Origin of the sequence: Terribacillus sp. AE2B 122, assembly GCF_902497585.1 — a bacterium.
Classification (GTDB): Bacteria; Bacillota; Bacilli; order Bacillales; family Amphibacillaceae; genus Terribacillus; species Terribacillus saccharophilus_A.
This window is the reverse complement of record NZ_LR700943.1, coordinates 123,490-143,528: the sequence shown is the minus strand read 5'-3', so window position 1 is coordinate 143,528 and position 20,039 is coordinate 123,490. Positions and strand designations below refer to the sequence as shown.

Below are 20,039 nucleotides of genomic sequence, written 5' to 3'. Positions count from 1 at the left end.
CAGAACACTCCGCTTTCCACGGGCACGGCCTCAGCCTCCTCGTGGAAAGTTCACCACTGCGGGTTCTTCAGCTCGCGCTGTTCCCGAAGGAGTCTCCGTGTTCTGCCTAGCTAGTATGATTAATATCGAAAAAAAGACCCGAACTTAAGCAAATCTTGTTTTAAGATCTACTTCTTGTTCGGGTTTCCATCTAACTAAAACTGAACTCTATTGTCCTCAACATTAAGAACGTTTTTGAACAGAACCATCTTTTTTATGAATGATCGTCTCTGTTCCTTTATTATTGGCAATCTCTTTCGCGCGTTTGATTGCATCCTGCTTGTTATCAAAAACCTGTGACGGGCGTTTTGATCCTTTTGATTGCACTGCCCAGCCATCATCATGTGGAACTACTTCCTCCGCATTATCCATCAAATCCGGATTACTATGCGAGGCATTTGAGTCACGTTTTGTCGGATCATCGTTCTTCAGAAAGTCCTTTACTTCCTTTTCAGAAGCATTCGACTTCCACTCTTTCGCCTGATTCGTAGCAATGGGTATAGCTCTGCCTTCGTCGTAGCCTTCATCCACCATCGCATTGGCAATTTCTATGGCTTTCTTTTTTACTGGCTTGTCCAGATTTTTAAGCGAAGCAGGATAATCGTCCATGGTCCATGGCATGCTAAAAACTCCTTTGCGTTTTTTATGTATATACTATTCCCCCTGCTACTTCTATGAAACGCTATAAGCAAAAGAGTTGTATGAGCAGTTTTCCCGTCTTACAATTGCCCTATTACCAAAAAGGAGATGATAGCACATGGCGAAAAACGAAGAAATCCAATTAGCTAAACGTCCGGAAGGCACTCCAACAGAAGAAAACTTCCGCTTTGTCGAAACAGAAATACCAGAACTTGAAGAAGGACAGGTGCTCATCAAGAGCATCTATATCAGTGTGGATCCATATATGCGCGGCAGAATGAGTGATGCAAAATCCTATGTAGCGCCTTATGAACTGGACGCTCCGATTTCGGGCGGCATCGTAGGTCAAGTAACCGAATCAAAATCAGATCAATTACAAAAAGGTGACTATGTACTTGGAAACCTTCCTTGGGCTCGTTACAATGCAGCGAATGCCGAGAATCTGCAAAAAGTAGATCCGGAGCTCGGACCGATTTCCACTGCATTAGGCGTGATGGGAATGCCTGGTCTTACAGCATACTTCGGTTTGACTGATATCGGCGAACCGAAATCCGGTGAAACAGTTGTTGTTTCAGGCGCAGCTGGTGCAGTCGGTTCAACCGTTGTCCAAATCGCTAAAATCCTCGGTGCACGTGTTGTCGGTATTGCCGGCTCTCCGAAAAAACTTGATTATGTGAAAAACACACTCGGTGCAGATGAAGTAATCAACTATAAGGAAGACAATGTAGCAGAAGCATTGGAGAAAGCATGTCCAGACGGCGTCGATGTCTACTTCGATAACGTAGGCGGACCCGTATCTGATGCAGTTTACCCACTGCTCAACGCACACGCACGCATTCCGCTCTGCGGCAGCATTTCTTCTTATAATAAGAAAGAAGATCAAGGACCTCGCGTCCACGGCTATCTCGTTAAATCCAAAGCCAAAATGCAAGGCTTCATTGTAGGCGACTACAGCGACAAGTTCGCTGAAGGAAAGAAACAGTTATCTGAATGGTTCAGCCAAGACAAACTTACATTTGAAGAAAATGTAGTGGATGGTTTTGAAAATGTGCCAGACGCTTTTCTTGGATTGTTTAAGGGTGAGAACCTCGGGAAACAGTTAGTGAAGGTAGCGGAAACAGAATAATAAAAAATGCCTGATAGAAATTAATCTGTCAGGCATTTTTTATTATAGATAAGCAGCAAAATATAGAGAGAAAATTATCAATTCTGCACTATTTGAATAAGGTTACCGCTAGTATCATTGAAGACAGCTAATGTGACTTCTCCCATTTCTGTTGGCTCTGTTGTAAACTTCACGCCATGCTTTAATAAACGATTATACTCTTCATTAATATCAGCAACTTCAAACATTGTTGCGGGAATACCTTGAACAAATAGCTTCTCTTGATACTCTTTTGCTGCAGGATTGTTATTTGGTTCAAGCAGAAGTTCAGTGCCGTTTTTATCATCGGGAGAAACTAAGGTTATCCACCTAAATTCTCCGGCAGGCTCATCATGTTTTTTTAAAAATCCAAGCGTTTTTGTATAGAATTCCAAAGCTTTGTCTTGATCCTCTACGAATATACTGGTAATAGTGATTCTCATGCTGTTCTTACCTCCTTCATATATGCAGCACTCAATGCTCCGTCAACAACCCTGATTCTAACAGATAAACATTGATACATTAATTCTTTCTTCAAACAATAAACTAGTTATTGCACATAATAACACCGGAAGACAACCACAACAATATACTATCCCTGTTCATTGAAGTACCCAGATTGGGTTAACTGGATCTCGCACGTACTAGTTTACATTAAAAAGATTACTTTATCCGTTATTACTTCCCTTAAATCCTAGTTTTTTATGACTGGGTTTTCATATATGCAGACAATCTTGAATTGTGGATCGGCACCTATTATCCGAATATTCTATCAAATATATTGTATAATATGTATAGTAATTATTTAATACTTATATCTAAAATGAGGTGTATACCCATGCTATTTATAATATTATTCGGACCGCTTGCATTAGTGATAATAACAGCGTTACTGCTAACGAGAAGTCAAAAAAATCCACCAATCGATAATCATCGCAATTCCACTGAAAGAGCGAAAGTCGATTCGGAAAATTACAGGAACATCAATCATAACGGCGGCTGATAAGCTTCTATTAAATTTCATGGCAAAAAAGAGGTATCTCCTGATGGAGATACCTCTTTTTTCAGCTGCTTACCTGCTCTTCTTATCTATTATCCACTTTCTCCGGATACATATCATGGTTCATCATGCGATGATCCGCCATTTGCTCATACTTCGTGCCTGGACGGCCGTAGTTGACGTATGGATCGATACTGATTCCGCCGCGTGGTGTGAACTTGCCCCATACTTCGATGTAGCGTGGGTTCATCAGTTCTTTCAGGTCGTTTAGAATGATGTTGATGCAATCTTCATGGAAGTCTCCATGGTTACGGAAGCTGAATAAATAAAGCTTCAGTGATTTACTTTCCACCATTTTTTCATCCGGAATATAGCTGATATAAACCGTACCGAAATCAGGCTGGTTCGTGATTGGACACAGTGTCGTGAATTCCGGACAGTTGAATTTCACGAAGTAATCACGGTATGTGTGTTTATTATCAAAGGTTTCGAGAACCTCGGGTTTATAGTCGAAATCGTAGACATTGTTTTGGTTGCCAAGCAATGTTACGTCTTCCATTTCTTCAGGATTTCTTCCTGCCATTTGTATTCCTCCTTGCAAACTTTTACACAAGCGTTTCTTATTATAAATGATTTTCTCTGTTTTGTCTCATGAAGGCGATGACCTCAGCATCCGTCGGCATTCCGGCTTGCGCGCCGTGTGATCCGATCTGCAGAGCGGCTGCTGCGTTTGCATAGCTGCAAGCTTCTGACAGCGAACTGCCGCTTGCCAGCTTCAGTCCGAGTGCTGCATTGAATGTGTCGCCAGCACCTGTCGTGTCGACTGCAAACACAGGGAACGCTGCCACATGGCCGCCACTGTAGACAACGCCTTCTTCACCTTTTGTTATAACAAGTTTATCGGGAAATTTCTTTAATGCCTCATTGATGTCTTCAAAAAGAATCATCGCTTCCGATTCATTCGGCGTGATGTAAGCAGCCTGATTGATAATTTCTTCAGGAAGTAACTGTGCTGGAGCTGGATTCAGTATGTAAGGCACATTTACCTCTTTACAACACTTCGCAGCTGCCGCTACTGTCTCTAACGGAATCTCAAGCTGAATGAGGACAATATCACTGTTTTGGATAACATCTCGTTTTGTCTCGATATAATCCGGCGTCAGCTGAAAGTTTGCTCCTGGAATAACAGTAATGCTGTTATCTCCATCCACTACCTGAATGACAGCAACGCCAGATGATGTGTCGGCACTTCCTATGTGCTCTGTTTCTACACCTTCCCGACGGAGAACCTGCGTTAATTCATGCCCGAAAGGATCCTTACCGACCATGCCAATCATTGTAACATCTGCACCAAGCCGCGCTGCAGCTACGGCTTGATTGGCCCCCTTGCCGCCAGGAAAGGTCTCGAAACGTTCGCCGAGTATTGTCTCCCCTGCTGCTGGGCGTTTATTTGAAGTGGCTGTCAAATCCATATTGAGGCTGCCAATTATCGTTATTCTCGGCTGCTGCGACATAGCTAGTCCCCCTTTAAAATACGATCGTTTTATTGCCGAAGACAATTACCCGATCATCTATATGCCATTTAATTGCCCGCATAAGTACACTGCGTTCGACAAGACGGCCGACACGTTTCAAATCTTCCGCTTTATCCTTATGATTGACCCGATGGATATCTTGTTCGATGATTGGACCTTCATCCAAATCAGAAGTCACATAATGACTTGTTGCCCCGATCAGTTTCACACCGCGATCAAAGGCACGCTCATATGGTTTTGCGCCAATGAAGGCCGGGAGGAAGCTATGATGAATATTAATGATATTATTCTTATAATTCTCTAGGAAACCAGGTGTCAGAATCTGCATGTATCTTGCAAGAATGACGGTATCGATGTTGTATTGTTCCAATAGCTCAAGCTGCTGACGCTCTGCTTGCTGGCGGATATCTTTATTTGCAGGAATGTGATAGAAAGGTATATTGTAGGATTCCGCCAGTTCCCTCGCGTCTTCATGATTGCTGACGATCACAGAAAGATCAGCCATGAGATGTCCGCTTTCATATTCCCAAAGAATCTCCTGCAGGCAATGCAGCTCTTTTGAGACGAAGAGCGCTAATTTCTTCAGATTCCGTACGCGCACAAGCTGCCAATCCATTTTGAAATGGTCCGCTATTTGCTGGAAGCCGTGCTCCAACTGCCGCTGTGTGTCGCCATCTTGCTGGCACTCGAATTCAATCCGAAGGAAGAAGCTTCCTCCATCAGGATCTGTTGTATATTGATTTGATTCCATAATATTTGCTTGCTGTTTATAAAGAAACTCAGAAACCGCTGCAACAATCCCCGGCTGATCAGGACAGGAAATGACGATCCGATATCTGTTTTCATTCTGCTGCTGGAAAGCTTTGATTTTTTCTAGATAATGTACGGCCATGACTAACCTCCTAATATTCTTCTATCTTAACGATTGTATCTTGTTTCTACAACAGGGAATTCTGACAAAAAAATACGATTCCAAATGATTGGAATCGTATGTATTGTATGAGTGGAGAGAAGCTTTATTCACCAGCAATCTGTTTCAATGTTTCAATACAGAAATCAACTTCAGCTTTATTCGTATTAAGCGGGGGCAATATCCGAAGTACATGCTCTCCTGCTACTAGCACGAGCAAGCCGAGATCCCGTGCCTGATTGACAAGGTCAATTGCTTTACCTGTTGTACCAAGACCAAGCAGGAGTCCTTTTCCACGTACATCGGTAAATGCACTTGAAGCAGCTGCGATGTTCTCCAGCTCACTGCGGAAATAGTCAGCGGTCTCTTGTACTTCAACCAGAAATTGAGGATTCGCAATTACTTCCAATGTCGACTTGCCAGCTGCTGCTGCAACCGGATTGCCTCCGAAAGTGCTGCCATGACTGCCCGCTTCAAATGCCACCGCTGCTTTACCTGTTGCCAGCATAGCCCCAATCGGAATACCTGAAGCCAGTCCTTTTGCGGTTGTCAGCACATCCGGTTCCAGCTCGTACTGCTCATACGCATAAAGCGTGCCGGTGCGTCCTACTCCAGTTTGTACTTCATCCAGCATAAACAGTACATCGTGCTCCTTACAAAGTTGCTCCACTTCCTTTACCCAGGAAGGATCAGCCGGGATAACGCCGCCTTCTCCTTGGACAAGCTCCAATAATACACCGCATGTATCCGGACCGATCAGCTCATCAAGTGCTTCAACATCATTATAAGGAAGATGGCGGAAACCTTTCACTAGCGGTGCGAAATACTTTTGTATCTTTTCCTGTCCAGTTGCAGCCAACGTCGCTAATGTACGGCCATGGAACGATTGACTGAAAGTAACTACCTCAAAGCCGGTCGTTCCTTTCACCTTCTGGGCATAGCTGCGTGCCAGTTTGATTGCGGCTTCATTTGCCTCTGCACCACTATTGGCGAAAAATACTTGATCAGCAAAAGTATGGGCAGTCAAAAGCTCCGCTAATTGCTCTTGTACTGGTATACGATATAGATTGGAACAATGCCAAATGGTGTCCAGCTGTTCCTTGACTACTTCCTTGACTGTTGCTGGAGCGTGACCTAAATTGCAAGTAGCAATTCCTGCAGTATAATCCAGGTATTGCTTACCGTCAGCATCCCAGACATAGCTCCCTTCTCCTTTTGCGATAGAGATCGGGAATCTGCTATAAGTCGGCATGACAGAAGATACTGCTGTATTCGTTTCAGACATGATGTGCCTCCTCTGATAATGTTATGGTAGTACCAGCGACTTTCCCTTCTACTAACTGCAGCAAACTGTCATCAGATAGTCCGTTGACGATAGTGACTTTTCCAGCACCATGCTCCAATGCTTCCAGTGCTGCCCGAACCTTCGGGATCATACCATCCTTAATCAACCCTTCAGCCATCATTTGCTTCAATTCACTGTCCGTTACATTCGTTAGCATCTGCTTCTGTTCATTCACTTGCCGATAAATGCCCGGGATGTCACTTATAAAGCATAGCTCCGCATTCAAGGCTCGCGCGATAGCTGATGCCGCTAAATCGGCATTGATGTTGAATCGTGAATTGCCCTCACCGCCAGCAAGCGGAGAAATGACGGGGATGTTGTCTTGTGAGACAATTTGCTCGATAATCGCCGTATTCACTTCTGTCACATTACCGACAAGTCCGAGTTTATCTGCATTCGCAACAGGTTCTGCATAAAGCAGCTTGCCGTCAAGACCGCTGACACCATACGCATCCGTTCTGCTCATCAGCTTACGGACAAGAAACTTATTCACAGCTCCGCTAAGCGCCATCTCAACAACATCAAGCACCTCTTCGGTTGTCACCCGCAGGCCATCGACGAATTCCGTCTTCACGCCTGTTTGTTCCAGCAGTTCATTGATCAGCTTACCGCCTCCATGGACGATGACAGGTTTCCAATCACCCTGCTTTTGAATATCAGCGATATTATCATAGAAATTATCCGGCAGCTGGTCGATAATACTGCCGCCGCATTTTATAATAAGAAATTTCATTCCACTGCCCCCTTCACGTCCGGTAAGAAGCATTGATTTTGACGTAATCGTATGACAGATCACAGCCCCAGGCAGTGGCTTCCCCGGTTCCTTCCTGCAAATCGATCGTGATTACAACATTGTCCTGCTTCAGGTGTTCGCTAGCTTCCGTCTCATCAAATAATGCGGGTGTGCCTTCCTGTACAACCAATACATCTCCGAGCCAAACTGAAATTTTCTCAGGAGAGAAGGCTGCACCGCTGTAACCCGCTGCAGTAATGATTCGGCCCCAATTCGGATCCGCTCCATAAACTGCCGCTTTCACTAGACTGGAAGCAACGACCGACTTCCCGATCTTTCGTGCCTCTTCTGATGATTGCGCCTGCTTTACACGAACTTCAACTAGCTTTGTCGCACCTTCCCCGTCACGGGCGATTTTCTTTGCTAATTCCTGTGAAACATACTGGAAAGCAGCGCAGAATTTGTCCCATTCCGGATGATTTGGATTTAGCTCCTTGTTTCCTGCTTTTCCATTTGCCAGAACAAGCACCATATCATTTGTGCTCGTATCTCCGTCTACTGTGATCATATTGTAGGATTTATCCGTCGTCTTCCGCAGCTGATTCTCCAGTACACCAGCTGAAATAACAGCGTCCGTTGTCACAAAGGCTAACATAGTGGCCATATTCGGATGAATCATGCCAGATCCTTTTGCGGCTCCGCCAATCGTGATTGGTACCCCATCAATTTCTACACTGACTGCAATTTGTTTTGTACATGTATCTGTTGTCAAGATGGCCTGAGCGAAATCCTCTGCCTTGCCTTCTCCAGAAATCGAATGAATCCCCGACATTATCTTATCCATCGGCAGCTGGACACCAATCAGTCCAGTTGATGCTACCGCCGCATGCTGCACTTGAATCCCGAGCTGGTCTGAGAAAGCTTTGCGCATCGCATAAGCATTTGCCAAACCCTCTTCTCCGGTACATGCATTCGCATTGGCGCTATTTACTACAATTGCCTGGAGCTTCCCCTCTTGCTGAATACTTTCTTCTGTCACAAGAAGCGGAGCTGCCCGAAAAGAATTCAATGTATATACTCCAGCAGCGGCTGCTGGCACTTCTGAATAGACCCATCCCATATCAAGCTTGTTATGCTTGCGGAGACCAATTGCGACACCGCCAGCCTGGAATCCGTTTGGACTGGTGATATTGCCGTTTTCAATAACTGTATATATCGCCTGTTCTGTCTTTATCATTTGATCCCTCTCCTTTATGGATAAACCGGCAGCATCCATAATCCTGCAGTCTGCTCCCAGCCTTGCATGATATTCATATTCTGAATAGCTTGACCTGCCGCTCCTTTTACCAGGTTGTCAATTACCGATACGATAGTCAGCCTGTTTGTCCGCTTATCCACATGCAATCCGATATCACAGAAATTGCTTGTAGCTACTTCTTTTGTCGCCGGCCATTCTCCTTGTGATCTGATTCGTACAAATGGGTGTGCATTATAATAATTTTCATATGATTCTAATAATTCAGCTTCTGATAAGTCCGTTTTAAGATCTGCATAAATGGTTGCGAGAATTCCCCTCGTCATCGGAACAAGCTGTGTGGAAAAGGTGACAGCCTGCTGTGTACCGCCTACTCCTGCTAGAACTTGTTCTATCTCCGGGATGTGCTTATGTGCGCCTAACTTATAAGCTTTCACATTTTCATTTATCTCACTATAATGCGTTACCGTACTCAAAGACTTGCCAGCTCCGGAAAGACCCGATTTAGCATCAATGATAATGGAAGATGGATCAATCAGACCATTATGTACTGCCGGCAACAGACCGAGCAATGTAGCTGTCGGATAACAACCAGGGTTAGCAACAAAAGAAGCCCTCGCAATCTCTTCACCATTCAGCTCAGGCAGTCCGTAAACCGCTCTTTCCAACAGATCAGCTGATGCAGCGTCAAGCTTATACCATTCCTTGTAGACTGCTGGATCCTTCAAGCGGAAATCGCCTGCTAAATCCACACAGCGGATACCTGCTTCTGCAAGCTCCGGAAGAAGATCTCTGCTCACCCCAGGAGGAGCAGCGAAAAATGCAAAGTCCACTTGTTCTTTCAAGACTTCCATATCAAAAGTTTCCATAGTTCCTTCTACAAACCCATCCGTATGCGGATACAATGCTGTCAATGAATTCCCTGCGTTGGAATGGGATATAATTGCTTTCACTTCTGCATATGGATGTATATGCAAAAGCCTGAGTAATTCTACCGCACCATAACCTGTACCGCCTATTATTGCGACTTTCACGAACGTAACCTCCTATAAACAAGTACGAATTAGTTAGTAATTATACTTCAATGTGTATTTTTATTCAATAGGTAAGAGGAAAATTATAAACTTGTAGCCTCCTCTAGATACATTGATTTTTGGGGATAATTTTCTTTTTTATTAGGGACAGTTATTTATTTATATCTTTTATTCAGAGGATGAGAACATGTAAAATGAAGTCTTTATACAGAACTATCTGATTTGGTCAGCAAGACAATAAGCAGTTTTATAAAGAAGAGACAGCTTTGCCCATGACAAACTTTAGGGGATATTTTATGATACGGAAGTATACGCCTTTGAGAAAGGTAAATAAAAACTAATAACGGCGGCGGACGAATCAATAAATGTTTTGTTTGAAGCTGTTCCACCAGAGCGAAAACAACTTCGACTATTTTAATAGAGAATGCGCAACTGTTGTGCGCTTTCTTGCATATGCTTATTAAAATTATTGCACTCGCTGTACAATATGTTATACTGCAATCAAGAATATTTGTAAGCGCTATCAACAAGTTAATCTTGCACTTTTCTGCTACTGATGTAAAATTTGGTATGGCAAATGGAGACAAAGGAGAATGATTTATGCGATCAAAGAAAACACTCATCCATGCTGCAGTAGATATTAATCAGACTGCAAACCAGTTCAAATCAAGTATTGTATTAGTAATGGATAATAAAGTGGTAGATGCCAAAAGTATGCTTGGGCTCTCCAATAGTGTACTGACATCTGATTTCTTCCGCTTAGAGATATACGGTGAAGATGCCGAAGAAGCGAAAAAGGCAATGCGGGATGTATTCCTGAGTAATGGCTTGCCTGTGGAAATCAGCAATAAATAAAAGAGGCTGGGACAAAAGTGTTTTGACCAAACAAAAATCCGAACGATGCGAATTTCTCATTGCATCGTTCGGATTTTTTATTCACAATACGATTATGAATCCCGCTCCGGCAGAATACTTCGCTTTCCGGAGCGGTGATTCATCCTCCCAATTTGATACTTGCTCATCTTTAGGTATGAGTTATATAGTTATGTCCCAGCCTCTTTCTATTAGATTCGGGCTGGCTTCGGAATAATCGCGTTTCGAAGCTGACCGATTCCTTCAATCTCAATTTCAACAACATCTCCGTCTTTTAAAAATTGTGGCGGATCCATCGCGAACCCAACGCCATTTGGTGTTCCTGTCATGATAACATCGCCTGGATCCAACGTCATGATGCCTGAGATAAATGACACCAAATGAGGTACCGAAAAAATCAGATGTTTTGTACTGGAATCCTGTCGTTTTTCTCCATTTACAAACGTACGAATTGCAAGATTGGATACGTCATCGATTTCTTCCGCAGTGACAAGATGCGGTCCCATCGGAGCACTTCGATCTAAAGTCTTCCCTTGAAGGAATTGCGGAGTTCGGCGCTGCAAGTCACGTGCCGACACATCATTGGCAACAGTATACCCTGCTATGTAGTCCATTGCCTCACTCTCCGTTACCTCTTGTGCTCTTCTCCCAATTACTACTGCGAGTTCTCCTTCATAGTCCAATTTCTCAGTCAGCTTGGAATGGTATACACCTTGATCATGTGCACATACCGCATTAGCGAATTTACCGAAAAGAACTGGATACTCTGGCAGTTCCCGTCCCATCTCTTCAATATGGTCTTTATAATTCAAACCTACACAAATGATTTTCCCGGGTTTCGGCACAGGGGCTCCGAGTATGATTTCTTCTGCTCTGTACTGAACCTCCTCCAGCCCTTGTGCAAGCGCAAATGCCTCTGCTCGGAATGCACGCTTCATTGCATGCGGCCCCATACTGTAGAAAGCATTCGGATCAGCTGGGAGCAAACTCTCGACTGTCATCGCCAAATCTATCTCGCTCTCTGCCAGCAAATAATGCCTGTATGCTTCCTGCAAGTCGATAATACGCCCTTCCACTCTGCTTCCGATTCGATACGGATTAAGGTCTCTGCCAACTTTATAAGCTACTAGCTTCATTCAAACCCTCTCCTTTTTATGCGAATACTCAAAATTGACTCTCTCTTTCTATGATATAGTAAGAAAGTCAGACAGCATAGAAGAAAGGGAGTCATAAAATGAAAAACGTCTATTTGAATCATGATGGCGGAGTTGATGATCTGATTTCGCTATATCTCTTACTAAAAATGGAGAATGTGCGCCTCATCGGCTGTTCTGTTATTCCAGCAGATTGCTATTTGGAGCCTGCACTGTCAGCAAGTCGAAAAATCAATGATCGATTCGGTAATCCGGACACACTCGAAATTGCTGCATCCACTTCCCGAGGTAAAAATCCGTTTCCGAAAGACTGGCGTATGCATGCCTTCTTTGTTGATGCTTTGCCAATTTTGAATGAACATCTTCCAGTGCGCACACAGGTTGCTGAAAAACCTGCCCACTTGGATATAATAGATAAATTGAAAGCTCAAGAAGAGAAAACGACTCTCATTTTCATCGGTCCGCTAACTGATTTGGCACGGGCTTTGGAAATGGATCCGTCAATTGAGCAGCATATCGAAAAACTTGTATGGATGGGCGGTACTTTGCTTCCCACAGGTAATGTGGAAGAACCAGAGCATGATGGGACAGCGGAATGGAATGCCTTCTGGGATCCGGAAGCGATGGACACTGTTTGGAAAAGTGACATACTAATTGATATGGTAGCATTGGAGAGTACAAATCAAGTTCCTCTTACTGTGGATATTCGCGAAGAATGGGCACGCAACCGCAAGCATGAAGGTGTCGATTTTGTCGGTCAAAGCTATGCTGCTGTTCCGCCGCTCGTTCACTTCGAAACAAACTCAACGTATTACCTATGGGATGTACTAACGACGGCTTCTGTCGGTAATAGCTCCTTAGTTAAAAAACAGCCTGTTTATGTCAGTGTAGAGGCTGATGGCCCATCACAAGGACGTACATATGAGGATAAAAACGGGAAAGAAATTCAATTGGTTCATGATGTGGATCATGATGCTTTCTTCTCTTACATCCTTTCATTAATGAAAGCATAATAAATACTAGTTTCATATAATTGGTATCGCATATATACAATAAATTTGTTATACTATTCCGGGGTTGTTATCCACATGTGGATAACCTAATAAGTACGAACGGAAAGAAGGCAGATTAGAGATTATGTATATGGATTACCATCATCACACGAATAACTCAATCGATTCCAAAGCTGTTATGCAGGACGTGTGTGAACAAGCAATCAGTAAAGGAATCAAAGAAATCTGTTTCACCGAGCATTTTTCCGTAAATCCATCTGCACCAACATATGGTCATATGGATTTCGCCAAATATCAGCAAGATATTACAGTCTCACAGGATTCCTATGGTAACCAACTTACAATTAAAATGGGAATCGAGCTATGCGAACCACATCTGATGATGGATGTGTACCAAACAGAGCTCAGCTCGATTCCTTTTGATTTTATCATGGGATCTGTTCATAATATCGGCAACCAGAAGCTGCGTCTTCATCTTCGTGCGAATGAGGACACTTTCTACGATGACTACTTCGCTGAAATGTACAAGCTCGTTTCGGATGCCGATATCGACGTACTTGCTCACATCGATTTGATGAAGCGGTATGCTGTCCAAGAAGGACATAACGTTTATACATTCGAACAACATAGAGATCAAATTGCCGCGATATTAGAAAAAGCGATACAGCGCGGTATCGGTATTGAAATTAACACATCCGGTTTGCGGAGCTCCTTAAGTGAGGCTCTGCCTACACCACAGATCGTTTCGCTATACAATGATCTAGGCGGAAAAATCCTGACACTTGGCTCGGATTCTCATAAAGCAGAAACAGTCGGAGCAGGTATAAAAGAGGCTGCACAAATTGCCAGACAATGCGGTTTCACGCATATCTGCCAATTCGATAAACGTGAACCGCGAGCTATACCTTTACCTTTAAGTTAGTACTTTCTTTTCATTACGCAGCTTCTGCTTAATAAATGCTTTAAATTGCTCATCCTGGCTCTCCGGCACCAATGCTGGATTGTCAGGATTTTGCATATAAGATTCTTCTTCACTCCATAATTCTTTCCTCAGGACTCGCAGTCTTACATAATAAGTCATCAGCTTCAGATCGAGCCACATTTCTTCTTTGAAGAATTCAAATACTTCTGCCTGACTGGCTGCTGTCTCCTCTTTCTTCTGTGCAATCGCAAATTGTGCCTGAACGATCTTATTCACATGCTGTTCCATCACTTCCTGCTCTGCAGTCGTGAATGTTCCCTTGCTGATTGTATCGTTCATCAGCTTATCGGCTTCCGCTGTATGCTTCAGTATGGTCTGCTGCTCCTGCCGAATTGTATCCAATAGCTCAAAAAATCTGGAGAACGCCTGCTTAATGATATCCGTAGCCAAATGTATAACATTCTTCTCCACAGCCTCCAGCAGCTGGCGAAAAGAATGATAGCGCTTATCCGTCAATTTGACTCCATTATCAGAAGTCAACCTCCGTATCATCTGTACGCTGGTCATATAACTATAATAACGCGCGGCAAGGTCCTCCACTTCATGCTGTGCAGGTACCCTGCCGTCTTCTGCAACAAGCAGCCGTTCATTGCTTGGCATAAATGTAAAATAATAATGCACCGGTATATGATTATCCTTGCAGACAGCAGGACAAACATCCATACGTTCATCATCCTGCTGCCGATTGTGCTCAGCCGCTTCACTCACCTGCTGCGGTAATGACTCTTTCGTAATCATTCGAATTCCTCCGTTCTTTCCTAACTATATCTAGTATTTCACAAATTTACCTAACTCAATCCTACCTTATTTCCATATTCTTATGTAAGCATTTTCATTCCATACTAAAAATAACAGCCCTTAAAGGACTGTTACTCTGTTTCAGCTTCTCGAGGCAAAATCAACACTTCCACTCGGCGGTTCTTTTCCCTGCCTTCTGCTGTATCGTTTGAAGCGATCGGCTTGTACTCTCCGTACCCTTTTGCACTGAACCAGCGCGGGTCAAGCTCCGTGTTTTCTAATACGACTTTCATAAAATTGACAGAACGCATCACACTGAGCTCCCAGTTGGAATTATACGATGATGTACTGATCGGCACATCATCTGTGTGGCCACTGATTATTACTTCTCGCGGCGGATTCATCACTAGCAAGTCTGAGATTTCTCTTGCAATCTCTTCATCACTTACACTGACCTCACTGCTGCCTGAATTGAACAAGACATTGTCGTTGATCGTCAGCAGCAAGCCTTCATCTGTCAATGCAGTTGAAAACTTATCACTCAGATCTTTATCCTTGATGTATGTCTCGATTTTCTCCTGGATTTTCTTTAGCTCTTCTTGTTCGGCTGCTTCCAAGTCTGCTTCATTAGCTTTCTCTTTATCAGCCTCTTCAGATGCGACTGTCTCCTCTTTCTTTTCTTCTTCATTATTCTGATCGATAACAGTTGAACTAGTCTCGTTTCCTGGGGTCATGCTTGTATTGGATTCCAATAATCCTTCTCCGCCATGCAAGATACTACTGAAAGAGTCAGATATCTTAGCGAACTTCTGCGCATCGATTGAGCTGGTAGCAAACAAGACAATGAAAAGCGCCAGCAGCAGGGTCAGAAGATCGGCATACGGAAGCAGCCAGGATTCGTCCACATGTTCTTCATGCTTTTTGTGCTTGCGCTTCCGGCTCATACTGCCACTTCCTCTTCTTCAGCCTCAGCAAACTCAGCTTTTTCCTTACTTGGCAAGTAAGCGAGCAGCTTTTGTTCGAGCATTCGCGGTGTTTCACCTTCCAGGATAGAAAGGATGCCTTCCACCATTAGCAGCTTGTGCTGCACTTCCTGCTGTGTTTTCCGTTTTAATTTGTTAGCGATCGGGTGACAGATGACATAACCTGTGAAAATCCCCATTAATGTTGCAACAAATGCAGCAGCAATAGCGTGACTTAACTTATCGATATCAGAAATGTCACCAAGTGCTGCAATAAGACCGATAACAGCTCCCAAAACGCCTAATGACGGTGCGTAAGTTCCAGCCTGTGTGAAAATGGATGCACCAATCGCATGCCGATCTTCCAGCGCATCGACCTCTTCATTTAAGACATTACGAATATATTCAGGTGATTCTCCATCAACTGCCATGCTTAAACCGTTCCGAAGAAAGTCATCTTCTACATCACGAGCACTGTTCTCCAATGCCAGCAGTCCCTCTTTCCGGCTGATCTGCGACCATTCCGAGAACATACGGACAAGCTCTTTCGTATCGAATTCCTGTTTATTCTTAAATACAACACCAAGCAGCTTAGGGAATCGCTTCAATTCATTTCCCGGGAATGCCAGTACAACAGAAGCTGCTGTTCCGACAATGATTATTAGTATGGCAGCTGGGTTAATAAGTGCTGCAGGACTTACACCCTTCAATACCATACCGACTCCGACGGCAACCAAGCCCAATATAACACCAATGATTGATGATTTATCCATATATTCCATTCTCCTAAAAAAGTTTGATTACCATTAATATCGGATGCAATTATAAAATCTGTATGCTTTTTCATAAACTTTACGTTTCTTTTCCAGTAGAGAAGGTAAACAGTAACAAAAGTGTCATAATTGTATTCGACAGTATATTCTGCGGCCATTTACCTAAGCTAAAAACATTGCATTAGACACAGTTGGCAGGAAGACACGTGACAAAGGTGGTGTTTGTTTCTGTTGTGAAATCGCATACATAACACGTAAGATAGAAGCAAGCACTACTTTATTCATTATTTTTCACATATAAAAGGGGGAAAAAGCATGGCACAGGAAAAAGCCAGTGTCCGCGCTCGTGTTCAAAAGTTTGGCTCATATTTGAGCAGCATGGTTATGCCAAACATCGGTGCATTTATTGCTTGGGGTCTTATTACCGCTTTATTCATTCCTGACGGATGGTTTCCAAATGAAACAATCGCACAAATTGTAAGCCCGTCCATAACTTATCTATTACCACTATTGATCGGTTTCACTGGCGGACGTCTCGTACACGATTTCCGAGGCGGGGTTGTCGGAGCCATTGTCACCATGGGGGCAATTGTAGGTTCACCGGATACTCCGATGTTCCTTGGAGCAATGGCAATGGGTCCGCTCGGCGGATATGCCATCAAATTGTTTGATCAGTATGTCGGTTCTAAAGTACGTTCCGGTTTCGAAATGCTTGTCAATAACTTCTCTGCCGGTATCATCGGCGGTGCACTCGCTATTGGTGCAATCTATTTTGTAGGTCCGCTTCTTGAAGGTTTAACAAATGTATTGGCTTCTGGTGTCGACTGGCTCGTTGGACTTGGTCTTCTGCCACTTGTAAACGTCTTGATTGAACCAGCGAAAGTTTTGTTCTTGAACAACGCTATCAACCATAGTGTCTTTACACCGCTTGGAATTGAACAATCAGCTGAAGTAGGAAAATCCATCCTATTCCTGCTTGAAGCAAACCCAGGACCGGGACTCGGAATATTGCTTGCTTTCATGTTTTTCGGTACAGGAAGCGCAAGAGCATCTTCACCAGGTGCAGCAATCATCCATTTCTTCGGGGGTATTCATGAAATCTACTTCCCGTATATCTTAATGAAGCCTTTCCTTATCGTTGCTGCAATTGGCGGCGGTGTAACAGGAACTCTTCTATTCTCTCTATTGGATGTTGGTCTTCGCTCACCAGCTTCACCAGGTAGCGTTATCGCCATCTTCCTAATGGGTAACCCTAGTGATTACCTTGGCTTGGCAATCGGTATCATCGGTGCAACTGCTGTATCATTCGCAATCTCCGCTGTCGTCCTGAAACGCAGCCCGATCGCCGCAGATACGAATATCGAAGAAGCAACTGCGAAGTCTAAAGAAATGAAAGGCACAAAACCTGCAGCTGCAGTTGGTATTAACCAATCTGGCGGCGCGACAGATGAGGCCGCAGAAACACTCGATACAAATGCACAGCAAGAAGACAATAACAACGGTTCTTTCGACTACAGCAATGTAAACAAAATTACATTCGCCTGTGATGCCGGAATGGGATCAAGCGCAATGGGAGCTTCCCTTCTACGTAAGAAAATGAAGGATGCTGGCTTGACCGAAATCAAGGTTGATAATGCAGCCATCTCCAATATCCAGAATGATGCTGACATCGTCATCACACAGAAGAATCTGACGGACCGTGCCCGCAACAAACGTCCGGACGCTGAGCATATCTCAGTGGAAAACTTCTTGAACAGTCCGAGGTACGCAGAACTGATCGAGAACCTTAAGAAGCATCAATAAGTAAGGAGTGATTGATTTGGAAATGGTGAGCAGCAGAGAAAGAAGAATAATCCTGCAATTGCTGCGGTCCAGAAACCAATTCATCTCCATTCGAGAGCTGGCAGAGCTATTACATGTCAGCTCTCGAACTATTCACCGGGAATTGAAGCAAGTGGAACGAACACTTGCTGAGAATAAGCTGTCCCTGCTGCGCGTTACTGGATCTGGTATTCGGGTTGAAGGAGAAAGGGATCAGATGGAAGCATTGCAAGAGCAGCTGCGTGATGCGGTCGAGGTAGATACGACCCAGGAAGAGCGGCTGCTCCATTTGCTTTATTTACTGGTTGAAGCTAGTGAACCTGTTAAAGTAGCTTATTTGGCAAATGAAGTGCAATTATCGAAGACGGCCTTATCCGTTTATTTGGATGCATTGGAAGCCAGGCTAGCCGATTATTCGCTGTCCATCATAAGGCGCCGCGGTGTTGGAGTTGAGCTCGATGGTGAAGAGAACGAAAAAAGGAAGGTACTCGTTCAGCTCATGATGGAGCAGCTGGATCAAGCATCTATTTATACGTTTACCAATGATCATGAGGAACAGAATTTGCATCAGTTCCTTCAAAATATCATTAAGAATCAGCGTATGACAATGGTGGAAAAATACGTAATGGATCATTTAACCAAGCTATCTTATTCCATTGCAGATAATGCTTATGTCGCGCTTATTACGTATATCAGTATTACGATCCAAAGAATAAAGCAGGCTAAATTCGTCACCCTATCCCCGCCTTTACTGGAATCTTTACAAAAAACGGAAGAATATACGATTGCCACCGCACTCAGCAGGGAATTGGAAACTACCTTCTCTGTTACGTTTTCAGCCTCGGAGATCGGTTATATTGCTGTTCAGATCCAAGGAGCGAAGCGGAACGAAACAACACATCGTTCTGACCCGCTATTCGAGCTGCAAGTACAAGCTTTCATCCAGCTGGTTGCTGCTGCGATACAGCTGCCGCAGCTGGAAAAGGATGAAACTTTTACCGCTGGGTTGCTTGCCCATATCGAACCAGCAATCAGCCGGGCAAGAGAAGGAATTCAAACATACAATCCGCTTACAGAGAAGATTGAACAGGATTATCAAGAAGTTGTCTCAGCTGTCCGGCAAGCCCTTGAAACTGTGTTTCCAACTTTTCGTTTCGGACAGGGAGAGGTTGCCTTTCTGGCACTGCACTTCGCTTCTGCAAGAGAGCGGCAGCGCAGCAGACAACGTTTGCATGCCTTAGTCGTTTGCGCAAGCGGAATCGGTACTTCTAAGATGCTTGCCAGCAGGCTGCAGAATGAATTCCCCGAGATCACGCAGGTGTCGCTGTCATCCTTCCTAGAGTTGAAGGACATGGAATTGGAAAGTTTTGATTTACTTATATCAACAATCAGCCTTGATCAATTCCACCGCCAGTATTTGCTTGTCAATCCACTGTTGCCTGGACCGGATGTCAAACGGGTGGATGCATTTATTCAACAGGAACTCCCGACTATCTATAAAAAAAGAAAGCAGGCAGCACCTGTAAAAGAGATACCAGCAGCATTTCCGACAGTTTCAGCTCTCGATTCAAAACTAAAAGAATTGCAGACATTGACAGCGGTGAGCCGCACCTTATGGAATAACTTTATGATTGATGGAACATATCAATTGCAGACAGATTTGTTCGCTCATATCGATCAACTTGCAGCTGAACACGCTGTCATAAAAAAATACGGAACACTTGCTTCCCTTCTCAGACAACGGGATGAGCTCGGAGGAATGGGTATCCCTGATACAAGAATGGCTTTGTATCACAGCCGTAGCACAGAAATCGAACAGCCTGCATTTTGGATGATGGCGCTATCCTCCCCTATCATAATCAAGGGGATGGACAATCAAGTGATGGAGGCTGACCGTCTCTTCATCCTTGCTGCACCGGACAATTTGCCTTTGAGCTGTTACGACCTGTTTAGTAAGATCAGTATTCTAATATTAGAAGAGCATATTCAGCACATGATTCGTTCTGCGGATCATGAGGCACTCAGCAAGGAATTGGCGCAGCTGCTCACTGCCCACATCCAACAATTCACAGATCATTTAGGAGGGTAA

20 protein-coding genes are annotated in these 20,039 nt (G+C 43.9%); 7 read left to right on the top strand and 13 right to left on the bottom strand.

Going from position 1 to position 20,039, the window contains the following annotated elements:
• Window positions 1-222: 222 nt before the first annotated feature.
• Window positions 223-660, bottom strand: coding sequence for a DUF2188 domain-containing protein (locus AE2B122_RS06025; protein ID WP_095268213.1), 438 nt, complete (start codon window positions 658-660; stop codon window positions 223-225).
• A gap of 136 nt (window positions 661-796) precedes the next feature.
• Here AE2B122_RS06025 and AE2B122_RS06020 point away from each other — a divergent pair, with 136 nt between their 5' ends.
• Window positions 797-1,804 carry an NADP-dependent oxidoreductase gene (locus tag AE2B122_RS06020; RefSeq protein WP_175073379.1) on the top strand — a complete coding sequence of 336 codons (1,008 nt, stop codon included), beginning with the start codon at window positions 797-799 and terminating at the stop codon, window positions 1,802-1,804.
• A gap of 77 nt (window positions 1,805-1,881) precedes the next feature.
• On the opposite strand, the gene AE2B122_RS06015 is transcribed toward AE2B122_RS06020, so the two are convergent.
• Window positions 1,882-2,265, bottom strand: coding sequence for a VOC family protein (locus AE2B122_RS06015; protein WP_095219198.1), 384 nt, complete (start codon window positions 2,263-2,265; stop codon window positions 1,882-1,884).
• Window positions 2,266-2,660: 395 nt separating this feature from the next.
• Here AE2B122_RS06015 and AE2B122_RS06010 point away from each other — a divergent pair, with 395 nt between their 5' ends.
• The gene (locus AE2B122_RS06010; RefSeq protein ID WP_175073378.1) at window positions 2,661-2,825 is read left to right on the top strand and encodes a hypothetical protein; all 165 of its coding nucleotides are present in this window, start codon (window positions 2,661-2,663) and stop codon (window positions 2,823-2,825) included.
• An 82-nt stretch (window positions 2,826-2,907) separates the two neighbouring features.
• On the opposite strand, the gene queF is transcribed toward AE2B122_RS06010, so the two are convergent.
• From queF to argC, 7 genes are all read right to left on the bottom strand, one after another.
• A complete protein-coding gene (gene queF / locus AE2B122_RS06005) occupies window positions 2,908-3,405 on the bottom strand; it encodes a preQ(1) synthase (RefSeq protein WP_038563780.1) in 498 nt (165 codons plus the stop codon).
• Between the two features lie 40 nt (window positions 3,406-3,445).
• On the bottom strand, window positions 3,446-4,336 hold the full coding sequence (gene rbsK / locus AE2B122_RS06000; protein ID WP_175073377.1) for a ribokinase: 891 nt from the start codon (window positions 4,334-4,336) through the stop codon (window positions 3,446-3,448).
• 13 nt (window positions 4,337-4,349) lie between these two features.
• Window positions 4,350-5,249 carry a formyltetrahydrofolate deformylase gene (purU, locus tag AE2B122_RS05995; protein WP_175073376.1) on the bottom strand — a complete coding sequence of 300 codons (900 nt, stop codon included), beginning with the start codon at window positions 5,247-5,249 and terminating at the stop codon, window positions 4,350-4,352.
• Window positions 5,250-5,373: 124 nt separating this feature from the next.
• Complete coding sequence (locus tag AE2B122_RS05990) at window positions 5,374-6,552, bottom strand: acetylornithine transaminase (RefSeq protein WP_175073375.1); 1,179 nt, start codon at window positions 6,550-6,552, stop codon at window positions 5,374-5,376.
• Window positions 6,545-7,345, bottom strand: coding sequence for an acetylglutamate kinase (gene argB / locus AE2B122_RS05985; RefSeq protein ID WP_175073374.1), 801 nt, complete (start codon window positions 7,343-7,345; stop codon window positions 6,545-6,547). Before argB ends, AE2B122_RS05990 begins: the two co-directional genes overlap by 8 nt.
• 13 nt (window positions 7,346-7,358) lie before the next feature.
• Window positions 7,359-8,582 (bottom strand): bifunctional glutamate N-acetyltransferase/amino-acid acetyltransferase ArgJ, encoded by a 1,224-nt coding sequence (gene argJ, locus AE2B122_RS05980; protein ID WP_175073373.1) that lies wholly within the window; start codon window positions 8,580-8,582, stop codon window positions 7,359-7,361.
• 14 nt (window positions 8,583-8,596) lie between these two features.
• Window positions 8,597-9,634: an N-acetyl-gamma-glutamyl-phosphate reductase gene (gene argC / locus AE2B122_RS05975; protein ID WP_175073372.1), complete on the bottom strand. Its 1,038-nt coding sequence runs from the start codon at window positions 9,632-9,634 to the stop codon at window positions 8,597-8,599.
• Window positions 9,635-10,234: 600 nt separating this feature from the next.
• On the opposite strand from argC, the gene AE2B122_RS05970 reads away from it, so the two are divergent.
• Complete coding sequence (locus AE2B122_RS05970) at window positions 10,235-10,489, top strand: HPr family phosphocarrier protein (protein WP_038563758.1); 255 nt, start codon at window positions 10,235-10,237, stop codon at window positions 10,487-10,489.
• A gap of 209 nt (window positions 10,490-10,698) precedes the next feature.
• Here AE2B122_RS05970 and AE2B122_RS05965 read toward each other — a convergent pair whose 3' ends face one another.
• Complete coding sequence (locus tag AE2B122_RS05965) at window positions 10,699-11,643, bottom strand: fumarylacetoacetate hydrolase family protein (protein WP_095219191.1); 945 nt, start codon at window positions 11,641-11,643, stop codon at window positions 10,699-10,701.
• A 98-nt stretch (window positions 11,644-11,741) separates the two neighbouring features.
• On the opposite strand from AE2B122_RS05965, the gene AE2B122_RS05960 reads away from it, so the two are divergent.
• Together AE2B122_RS05960 and AE2B122_RS05955 are read left to right on the top strand one after the other, a co-directional pair.
• Window positions 11,742-12,674, top strand: a complete 933-nt coding sequence (locus AE2B122_RS05960; protein WP_095268878.1) for a nucleoside hydrolase — start codon at window positions 11,742-11,744, stop codon at window positions 12,672-12,674.
• A gap of 130 nt (window positions 12,675-12,804) precedes the next feature.
• A complete protein-coding gene (locus AE2B122_RS05955) occupies window positions 12,805-13,596 on the top strand; it encodes a histidinol-phosphatase HisJ family protein (protein WP_371809501.1) in 792 nt (263 codons plus the stop codon).
• On the opposite strand, the gene AE2B122_RS05950 is transcribed toward AE2B122_RS05955, so the two are convergent.
• From AE2B122_RS05950 to motA, 3 genes are all read right to left on the bottom strand, one after another.
• Window positions 13,588-14,394, bottom strand: a complete 807-nt coding sequence (locus tag AE2B122_RS05950; RefSeq protein WP_175073370.1) for a hypothetical protein — start codon at window positions 14,392-14,394, stop codon at window positions 13,588-13,590. The genes AE2B122_RS05955 and AE2B122_RS05950 overlap by 9 nt on opposite strands.
• Window positions 14,395-14,525: 131 nt before the next feature.
• Window positions 14,526-15,338, bottom strand: coding sequence for a flagellar motor protein MotB (gene motB / locus AE2B122_RS05945; protein WP_175073369.1), 813 nt, complete (start codon window positions 15,336-15,338; stop codon window positions 14,526-14,528).
• Window positions 15,335-16,129, bottom strand: coding sequence for a flagellar motor stator protein MotA (gene motA, locus AE2B122_RS05940; protein ID WP_095219186.1), 795 nt, complete (start codon window positions 16,127-16,129; stop codon window positions 15,335-15,337). Before motA ends, motB begins: the two co-directional genes overlap by 4 nt.
• Before the next feature lie 315 nt (window positions 16,130-16,444).
• Between motA and AE2B122_RS05935 the strand changes: the two genes are divergently transcribed.
• A complete protein-coding gene (locus tag AE2B122_RS05935) occupies window positions 16,445-17,932 on the top strand; it encodes a PTS mannitol transporter subunit IICB (protein ID WP_095219185.1) in 1,488 nt (495 codons plus the stop codon).
• Between the two features lie 22 nt (window positions 17,933-17,954).
• A complete protein-coding gene (locus AE2B122_RS05930) occupies window positions 17,955-20,039 on the top strand; it encodes a BglG family transcription antiterminator (RefSeq protein WP_254593459.1) in 2,085 nt (694 codons plus the stop codon).